At 55.5% G+C, this 8,801-nt stretch carries 8 protein-coding genes, 2 tRNA genes and 1 pseudogene; 10 read left to right on the forward strand and 1 reads right to left on the reverse strand.

The features are described 5' to 3' along the window. The 9 genes from CINSTRO3249_RS09620 to luxS all read left to right on the forward strand — a co-directional run. On the forward strand, positions 1 to 229 hold a 229-nt coding region (locus CINSTRO3249_RS09620), incomplete at its 5' end, for an integrase core domain-containing protein (RefSeq protein WP_143146879.1). Positions 230 to 250: 21 nt separating this feature from the next. Then, positions 251 to 532, forward strand: coding sequence for a regulatory protein RecX (locus CINSTRO3249_RS09625; protein WP_256381660.1), 282 nt, complete (start codon positions 251 to 253; stop codon positions 530 to 532). A gap of 143 nt (positions 533 to 675) precedes the next feature. Continuing rightward, the gene (gene alaS / locus CINSTRO3249_RS09630; RefSeq protein WP_074013120.1) at positions 676 to 3,303 is read left to right on the forward strand and encodes an alanine--tRNA ligase; all 2,628 of its coding nucleotides are present in this window, start codon (positions 676 to 678) and stop codon (positions 3,301 to 3,303) included. Positions 3,304 to 3,557: 254 nt separating this feature from the next. Then, positions 3,558 to 3,743, forward strand: coding sequence for a carbon storage regulator CsrA (gene csrA, locus CINSTRO3249_RS09635; RefSeq protein WP_011410512.1), 186 nt, complete (start codon positions 3,558 to 3,560; stop codon positions 3,741 to 3,743). A gap of 265 nt (positions 3,744 to 4,008) precedes the next feature. Continuing rightward, positions 4,009 to 4,101: transfer RNA gene (locus CINSTRO3249_RS09640), tRNA-Ser, on the forward strand. Between the two features lie 8 nt (positions 4,102 to 4,109). After that, positions 4,110 to 4,186, forward strand: a tRNA-Arg gene (locus CINSTRO3249_RS09645). 380 nt (positions 4,187 to 4,566) lie between these two features. After that, positions 4,567 to 5,139, forward strand: coding sequence for a fructose-1-phosphate/6-phosphogluconate phosphatase (gene yqaB, locus CINSTRO3249_RS09650; protein WP_074013121.1), 573 nt, complete (start codon positions 4,567 to 4,569; stop codon positions 5,137 to 5,139). Between the two features lie 76 nt (positions 5,140 to 5,215). After that, entirely contained in the window at positions 5,216 to 6,778 is a 1,563-nt protein-coding gene (gshA, locus tag CINSTRO3249_RS09655; protein ID WP_074013122.1) for a glutamate--cysteine ligase, read from the forward strand. A gap of 159 nt (positions 6,779 to 6,937) precedes the next feature. Beyond that, on the forward strand, positions 6,938 to 7,453 hold the full coding sequence (gene luxS, locus CINSTRO3249_RS09660) for an S-ribosylhomocysteine lyase (RefSeq protein ID WP_074013123.1): 516 nt from the start codon (positions 6,938 to 6,940) through the stop codon (positions 7,451 to 7,453). Between the two features lie 240 nt (positions 7,454 to 7,693). Here luxS and CINSTRO3249_RS09665 read toward each other — a convergent pair. Beyond that, positions 7,694 to 8,571, reverse strand: a pseudogene (locus CINSTRO3249_RS09665) (transporter associated domain-containing protein); the annotation flags it as partial. 60 nt (positions 8,572 to 8,631) lie between these two features. Here CINSTRO3249_RS09665 and CINSTRO3249_RS09670 point away from each other — a divergent pair. Further along, on the forward strand, positions 8,632 to 8,801 hold a 170-nt coding region (locus CINSTRO3249_RS09670), incomplete at its 3' end, for an IS1 family transposase (RefSeq protein ID WP_143146886.1).

Raw genomic sequence — 8,801 nt, forward strand, 5'->3', positions numbered from 1 at the left:
CGGCGACTCCTACGATAATGCGATGGCAGAGAGTATCAACGGGTTGTACAAAACGGAGGTTATCCACCGCGGGAGCTGGAAAAACCGGACGGAAGTGGAGTTGGCCACGCTGGACTGGGTGGACTGGTACAACAACAGAAGGCTGCTCGGGCGGCTGGGTTACATCCCTCCTACTGAAGCCGAAATGAACTATTACGCTTTGCAATTAGCATCAGAGGAAGCGGCGTAGTATTGCCAAAATTACTCTCTAATAAACTCGGGGTTATTCAATGTCAGCCGGCGAACTAAACAAGGCTATGGCGAACAGCGCATCCGCATGGAACTGCTGCAGAAAGGTATCGACAGGGATGATATCGATGCGGCCTTCGCCGGTGAAGTTATCGATCGTACGGCGCAGGCGTTTGCCGTGGCGGTAAAAAAGTTCGGTCAGCCACTGCCGGACGCGCCGCAGACCAAAATCAAAGTACAGCGTTATCTTCTCTCCCGCGGCTTTTCCTTCGACGAAATCCGGTCTATTTATACAAATTTATAAATAGATGGCGTGCGGGATTTTACTTCGCATCAAAGAAAATTTATCTTATTCCCACTTTTTACGATCCTGAACGCTACTAGAGCGCCCTACAACTGCGCTATTCTGTTCGAGATTCGATCTTCTTGCATGATTCCGGGACAACTATGAGCAAGAGCACCGCTGAGATCCGTCAGGCGTTTCTCGATTTTTTCCATAGCAAGGGGCATCAGGTGGTGGCAAGCAGCTCACTGGTGCCTGATAACGATCCAACATTGCTGTTTACCAACGCCGGGATGAACCAGTTCAAGGATGTGTTCCTGGGCCTGGATAACCGTTCCTATCGGCGTGCCACCACGTCACAGCGCTGCGTCCGTGCGGGCGGCAAGCACAACGATTTGGAAAATGTCGGCTACACGGCGCGCCACCACACCTTTTTTGAAATGTTGGGGAATTTCAGCTTTGGCGACTATTTCAAACATGACGCTATCCGGTTTGCCTGGGAACTGTTAACCGGGGAACACTGGTTCAATCTGCCCAAAGAAAAGCTTTGGGTAACGGTGTATGCCACCGATGATGAAGCTTACAACATCTGGGCCAGCGAAGTGGGGGGCCCCGCCGAGCGCATAATTCGTATCGGCGATAACAAAGGCAGCGCCTATGCCTCCGATAATTTCTGGCAAATGGGCGATACCGGCCCTTGCGGCCCCTGCTCAGAAATCTTCTACGATCATGGCGAGCATATTTGGGGCGGCCCGCCGGGAAGCCCTGAAGAAGACGGTGACCGCTACATCGAGATCTGGAATCTGGTGTTTATGCAATTTAACCGCCAGGCCGACGGTACTCTACTGCCGTTGCCGAAACCCTCGGTGGATACCGGCATGGGGCTGGAGCGTATCGCGGCGGTGTTGCAACACGTCAACTCGAACTATGATATCGACCTGTTAAAGACGCTTATCGCCGCCGCGGCAGAGGCAACGGGGGCCAGCGATGCCGACAGCAAGTCGTTGCGGGTTATTGCCGACCATATACGCTCGTGTGCCTTCCTGGTCAGCGACGGCGTCGTGCCCTCCAACGAGGGCAGGGGATATGTCCTGCGCCGCATCATCCGTCGTGCAATTCGCCATGGCAATATGCTGGGCGCCAGCGACACCTTTTTCTACAAGCTGGTCGCGCCGCTCATCGACGTGATGGGCAGCGCCGCCAGCCAGCTGCGGCCACAACAGGCGATGGTCGAACAGGTGCTGCGCGCCGAAGAAGAGCAGTTCGCCCGCACGCTGGAACGCGGTCTGACGCTTTTAGACGACGAACTGGCCAAGCTGACCGGCGATACCCTCGACGGTGAAACCGCCTTCCGTCTTTACGATACTTACGGTTTCCCGCTGGATTTGACCGCCGACGTCTGTCGCGAACGCAACTTGCGCGTTGATGAGGCGGGTTTTGAGCGCGCCATGGAGGCGCAGCGCAAACGCGCCCGTGAGTCGAGCGGTTTTGGCGCCGACTATAACAGCCTGTTGCGCGTGGATGAAACCACCCGTTTCTTCGGTTATCAACAGCTTGAGCATCAGGGACGGGTGACCGCGCTGTTCCGCGATGGCCAGCCGGTGGAGGTCATCCGCCAGGGAGAAGAAGCGGTGGTGGTGCTCGACGAAACGCCGTTTTATGGCGAGTCGGGCGGTCAGGTGGGCGACCGGGGCACCTTGAAAGCGGCCTCGGGGGTGTTCGAGGTGGCGGATACACAGAAATACGGCAAGGCCTTCGGCCATCTGGGCAAGCTCAGCTACGGTGAACTGAAACTGGGCGCGCAGGTCACCGCGCAGGTGGACAGCGCACGCCGCGAGCGCATTCGCCTGAACCATTCGGCTACCCATTTGCTGCATGCGGCGCTGCGTCAGGTGCTCGGTGAGCACGTGGGGCAGAAGGGTTCGCTGGTAAACGATCACTACCTGCGTTTCGACTTCTCCCATAATGAAGCCATGAAACCCGGGCAGATCCGCCGGGTGGAAGAGATAGTCAATGAGCAGATACGGCGCAACCTGCCCATTCAGACCGCTATCATGGCGCTGGAAGACGCCCGTGAAAAAGGGGCCATGGCGCTGTTCGGCGAGAAATACGAGGCGCAGGTCAGGGTGCTGAGCATGGGCGATTTCTCCACCGAATTATGCGGCGGAACCCACGCCAGCCGTACCGGCGATATTGGTCTGTTTCGCATTATTGCTGAATCCGGCACCGCCGCCGGTATCCGCCGCATCGAAGCGGTTACCGGTGAAGGGGCGCTGGCGTCGCTTCACCAACAGAGCGATTTGGTGCAGCACCTAGTCCAGTTGGTGAAAGGCGATAGCCAAACGCTGGTGGACAAAGTACGCGCGTTGCAGGAGCGTTCCCGCCAGCTGGAAAAAGACCTTCAGCAGTTAAAGAATCAACAAGCGGTGCAGGAAAGCGCCTCGCTCGGCCGCAACGTGCGTGACATCAACGGGGTCAAGGTTCTGGTAAGCCAACTGGACAATGTCGAGCCGAAAATGCTGCGCACCATGGTGGACGACTTGAAGAACCAGTTAGGGTCGGCGATTATCATTCTCGCCACGGTGGCGGAGGGTAAGGTCAGTCTGATAGCCGGCGTGACCAAAGATTTGACCGATCGGGTCAAAGCGGGTGACATTGTCGGTCATCTCGCGCAGCAGGTCGGAGGGAAAGGCGGTGGACGCCCCGATCTGGCGCAGGCGGGGGGCAGCGATAGCGCCGCCTTGCCGGCGGCGCTGGCCGGTATAGATGCGATACTGGCCGCAAAACTCTGAGTAGAATAAGAATACGTTATAATAAACACCCTAACTTTCTGTTAAGTTAGGGTGTTTCAATACATACTCTTCCGGGAAACAAAAGTTAGGCGCGAAGCTGGTCATATCGACTAAACTTATACCAGATATGGAAAGCGCCCGGCCGGCCGGCGTGTGTCGCATGCATGCTGCACGGCTTACGCTTTCACGGTATATGATGGATAATGGCGGGAAACTGAGAGACCCGACTCTTTTAATCTTTCAAGGAGCAAAGAATGCTTATTCTGACTCGTCGAGTTGGTGAAACCCTCATGATTGGCGATGAGGTTACGGTTACTGTTTTAGGCGTCAAAGGCAACCAAGTCCGTATCGGTGTTAATGCTCCTAAAGAAGTTTCTGTGCACCGCGAAGAAATATACCAGCGTATCCAGGCTGAGAAGTCGCAACAGACTCCTTACTGATCCCTTTTCAGCGCCTTGCCCCAGGCGAGGCGCAGCCCTCCTGGATAACCCCGTTATCAGCGCTTTTCTATTCCTGATTTTGTTTCCTTCCCTTTCCCCAACCCTGAAGAGACGGTTAACTTACCGCTATTTAGCTGCCAATCTGTGCAAGTTGCATGGGAATTGCGCAATCGCTTCCCGGGGGGCAAAAAAGGGTTTGACTTATCAAGCCCAGAAAGTAATATGTGCGCCACGCAGTGCCGATGAGCTTCAACACCGGCGCGTAGGTGAGGTGGCCGAGAGGCTGAAGGCGCTCCCCTGCTAAGGGAGTATACGGTCAAAAGCTGTATCGAGGGTTCGAATCCCTCCCTCACCGCCATTTACACTGCATCCGTAGCTCAGCTGGATAGAGTACTCGGCTACGAACCGAGCGGTCGGAGGTTCGAATCCTCCCGGATGCACCATTTCCCACCCATCGCGTCACGCGTTCCCCTAACGAATATTTCTCTCTCAGGCTGCAAGTAGTCGTTATCCGTCTTTTTTCGCTCTTCGCTCCGTCTCTCGCTGCGTTTTTCTCTCTCTGTTTCCCTGTTGATGACCTGCTCTGCCGTGAAGCGGTAAGACGCCGCGCGGTGCCTTCGCGGCTCTTTAGCCGGTGAACGACTTTTTGTCTTTGTAGCCATGGCGCCATGCGGCCGCCGTTTCGCCTGTCTGGCCCGGGCCAGCGCCTATCCCGGCGCGCGATTCCAAACCAAGGGGCACATCCTGCGCCAACAGAATCAGCGACAATGTTACGAGATTGCGCTAAAGTAAACGCTTAATTTTTAGCTTTAGGTGAGCAACGATGTACGATCAGTACCAAGGATTGATCTTCGATATGGACGGCACGCTGCTTGATACGGAACCGTCGCACCGCAAAGCCTGGCGACAGGCGTTGACGCCTTACGGGATGCAGTTCGACGAGGCGGCGGTCGTCTCGTTAAACGGGTCGCCGACCTGGCATATCGCAAAAATGATTATTGAAAGTCATCAGGTACAGATGGATCCCCATCAGCTGGCCCGCGAAAAAACCGCGGCGCTACAGAATATTCTCTTTGATGATGTGACCGCGCTGCCCCTTATTGACGTGGTCAAGCGCTATTATGGTAAGCGTCCTATGGCGGTGGGTACCGGCAGTGAGCATGCGATGGCGGAGGCCCTGTTGCGCCATCTCGGACTGCTGCAGTATTTTGACGCCATTGTTGGCGCCGATGACGTCACCCGTCATAAACCCGATCCGCAAACCTTTCTGCGCTGCGCACAGCTTATTGGCGTCCCGCCCGAATCCTGCGTGGTTTTTGAGGACGCCGATTTTGGTATTATGGCCGCACAGGCTGCCAAAATGGCCTTTGTGGATGTCCGGGCCTTGAGCGCGTGACGTTGACCAGACATAGCCTTCAACACGTCGGATCCCTTATGCTAAGCCCAACTACTGACAACTGCGGGAGGTCAATTTGATCCCAGATGTATCCACCGCGCTTTCCTGGCTGGAAGCCAACCCTCAAGCACTGAAGGGCATTCGCCGCGGCGTAGAGCGTGAAGGGCTGCGCATCAATGCCAACGGGAGCCTGGCGCAGACGCCCCATCCCGAAACGCTCGGCTCGGCGCTGACCCATAAGTGGATCACCACCGATTTTGCCGAAGCGCTGCTGGAGTTTATTACGCCGGCCGATGACGATATCGGCCATATGTTGGCATTGTTGCGCGATATCCACCGCTATGTCGCCCGCCGTCTGGGCGATGAACGCCTGTGGCCAATGAGCATGCCCTGTTTCATCGACGGCGCTCAACCCATTGAACTGGCCCAATACGGCAGCTCCAACGTCGGGCGCATGAAGACCCTGTACCGCGAAGGACTAAAGAATCGTTACAGCCCCCTGATGCAGGTGATAGCCGGCGTACATTACAATTTCTCTCTGCCGCTGGCCTTCTGGCAGGCTTACGCCGGTATTCGCGACGAGGCCAGCGGTAAAGAGGCGATTTCCGCCGGTTACCTGCGGCTTATCCGTAACTACTACCGCTTCGGCTGGATTATCCCGTATTTGTTCGGTGCCTCGCCGGGCATTTGCCCGTCCTTCCTGAACGGCCGCGAGACCGACCTGCCGTTTGAACAAGCGCCATCGGGGCTGATTTACCTGCCCTATGCCACCTCATTGCGCTTGAGCGATTTAGGCTACACCAACAAGTCGCAAAGTCAGTTGGGCATCACCTTCAACCACCTGGACGAGTATGTCCGCGCTTTGAAGCAGGCGATTAAAACGCCCTCCGCCGACTATCAACGCATGGGACTCCAACGAGACGGCCATTATCTGCAGTTGAACACCAACGTGCTGCAAATCGAAAATGAGCTGTATGCGCCGATACGGCCCAAACGTGTGACGCGGGACGACGAATCCCCGTCCGATGCCCTGATGCGCGGCGGCATCGAGTATGTCGAGGTGCGCTCGTTAGACATCAACCCCTTCTCGCCGGTGGGCGTTGATGAGGAGCAGGCGCGCTTTCTGGATCTTTTCCTGATTTGGTGTACGCTGGCAGAAGCGCCCGACATGAGCGCGGATGAATTACGCTGTACCCGCACCAATTGGAATCGGGTGATCCTTGAAGGGCGCAAGCCCGGTCTGATGCTCGGCATTGACTGCGGCAGCACCGAGCAGCCGCTGACGACCCTTGGCAAATCGCTGTTTCGCGATCTGCGGCGCGTGGCTGAAATCCTCGACAGCAATAATGGCGACACGCACTACCAGCAGGTGTGCGATAAACTGGTGGCGGGCTTCGATTATCCCGAACTGACGCTCTCCGCCCGTTTTCTGGATCAATTGATAGAGCATGGTATTGGCGGTTTGGGGCTTATTCTGGCCAACGACTATCGCCAGACGCTGCGTGATGAGCCGCTGCAGGTGTTAAGCGAGGCGCAGCTGGATGATGAACGCCTGCGATCCTGGCGAGTGCAGCGTGACCTGGAAGCGGCGGACCGCCTGAGTTTCGATGAATTTTTGGCGAGCCAGAACGGGCGCTGAAAAAAGAAAAGGCCACAGAATCTGTGGCCAAATTAACATTCCTGTTAACAGGGATGATGATAACAAATGCGCGTCTTTCACTAGATATGACCCACGGCGGGGAAAAAGGTTTCCTTACATTCGCAAAAAAAATAAATTATTTTTAAAGGAGGTGACATCATGCCACTTTTGGATAGCTTTACCGTAGACCATACCCGTATGGCAGCACCTGCGGTCCGTGTTGCGAAAACCATGAAAACACCTCATGGTGATACTATCACCGTCTTTGACCTGCGTTTTTGCCGGCCGAACCTGGAAGTCATGCCGGAGCGGGGCATCCACACCCTGGAGCATTTGTTTGCCGGCTTTATGCGCAACCATTTGAATGGGGAAGGCGTTGAAATCGTGGATATTTCGCCGATGGGCTGCCGTACCGGTTTCTATATGAGCCTTATCGGCGCGCCGGATGAACAGCGCGTGGCCGACGCCTGGAAAGCGGCAATGGCGGATGTGCTGAAGGTGAAAGACCAGAAGCAGATCTCTGAGCTGAATGAGTACCAGTGCGGCACGTATCAAATGCACTCGCTCACGGAAGCGCAAGATATCGCGCAGCATATTCTGGATAACGCTATCCGCGTTAATCAGAACGACGAACTGGCCTTGCCGAAAGAAAAGCTGGCGGAGCTGCATATCTAGTCGGCTGCGGGCCGGGGAGTGTCCACCTGGCCCGGCGCGCCGGCCGCGGTCGGTGTGGCGCTTGTCATGACGGGCTCGAAAGCGAGCGCTGTGGGGTGAATGGTTAGTCCCTCAGCCGCAGATAATAGCTCACCCTTGGGTGAGCTTTTTTAGGTACTGCAGGCGAGAGATCACTATCTTACCGTCCTTATTGGCTATGCAAAGCCGCGGCAACGGCGTGGCGGCCCGCAGGCGACGCGCTTATTTGCCATCTACGCCCTGCTTTAACGGCTTGAGGGGGGTTATGCGTACCTGCTTTATCATATTTTCCTGCACATCCAGAATATCAATTTGATAGCTGCCGATATGCGTCCGGGTATTGGCCAGTGGAATATCCTCCAGCACCTCCAGCAGCATGCCATTGATGGTGCGCGCTTCCTCTTCCGGTAATGACCAGTTAAACGCCTTGTTCAACTCGCGGATACTGGCGCCGCCCTCGATAATCACCGATCCGTCGCTTTGTGGAATCACTTCTTCCGCCAGGCTCGGGGACATGGAGGTGGTGAAATCTCCTACGATCTCCTCAAGAATATCTTCCACCGTTACCAGCCCCTGAATATCGCCGTACTAATTGACGATGATGCCCACTTTCTCTTTGTTGCGTTGGAACTTCACCAACTGCACATTAAGCGGCGTGCCTTCCGGCACATAATAAATCTCGTCGGCGGCGCGCAGCAGGTTCTCTTTGGTGAATTCCTGCTTTTCCGTCATCAGACGGTAGGCTTCACGCACCCGCAGCATACCGATGGCGTCATCCAGGTTATCGCGGTACAGCACGATACGGCCGTGAGGGGAGTGGGTCAGTTGACGAATAGTCGACCGCCACTCGTCGTTGACGTTGATGCCGACGATCTCATTGCGCGGCACCATAATGTCGTTTACGGTCACCTTTTCCAAATCCAGCACCGAAATCAGCATGTCCTGATTACGGCGCGAAATCATCGAGCGGGATCCGTTACGATGGTGCGCAGCTCTTCCTTGCTCAGCGCATCACGCACATTGGAGGGAAGCTTGATGCCCATCAACCGCATGAGCACCCGGGTCATCATATTAAGCAGCCACACCACCGGCAACATCAGTTGGTAATGCCTTCAAATAGTTGACTTTTGTGATATTCTGCCTCTATTTGAGGTTTCCACGTGGTTACAGTTTCTGTTCATTGTCCTCGCTGCCATTCAGATGAAATTTATCGACATGGCCTTAGTCCAACTAAGCGCGAACGCTTCCGGTGTCAGTGCTGTCACCGTGTATTCCAGCTTACCTACCGCTATGAAGCGCGAAAGCCGGGAGTTAAAGAGCAGATCGTTGA

Origin of the sequence: Candidatus Sodalis sp. SoCistrobi (genome assembly GCF_900143145.1) — a bacterium.
Taxonomy (GTDB): Bacteria; Pseudomonadota; Gammaproteobacteria; order Enterobacterales; family Enterobacteriaceae; genus SoCistrobi.